Source organism: Pseudoalteromonas sp. MER144-MNA-CIBAN-0113, from assembly GCF_040308965.1.
GTDB lineage: Bacteria > Pseudomonadota > Gammaproteobacteria > Enterobacterales > Alteromonadaceae > Pseudoalteromonas > Pseudoalteromonas tetraodonis.
Genome location: NZ_JBEOOG010000408.1, coordinates 1 through 263, shown reverse-complemented (window position 1 = coordinate 263; position 263 = coordinate 1). Strand labels below are relative to the sequence as shown.

The 263-nt window shown below is 31.2% G+C and carries 1 protein-coding gene; it reads left to right on the top strand.

Features of this window, described 5'->3' with window-relative positions; all coding sequences use genetic code 11:
- Nucleotides 1-34: 34 nt before the first annotated feature.
- Nucleotides 35-263 (top strand): hypothetical protein (locus tag AAEY57_RS20265; protein ID WP_350608693.1); only part of this gene is annotated, 229 nt, incomplete at its 3' end.

The window sequence follows — 263 nt, the reverse complement described above, 5'->3', positions numbered from 1 at the left end:
ATATACAAGAGTATGAAATTGAGTAGGAGATCAAGTGTCAAATAATAAAGATGCCATAAAGGCAAAGTTTGAAGAAATTAAATCATCAATGTGGTTAAAAAAAGAAAATGTCAGAATCATTACTGATGAAAATCGTAATGCAGAGCCAGAGCAAGAATTGGCTTTTGTCCTTACTTTTAGCGAGGCCTTGAAGCTATATAAAAAGCTTAAAAAAGAACATTATGCAGTTTCAATCCGTCATACTGAAAAGTTTAGAAATATAC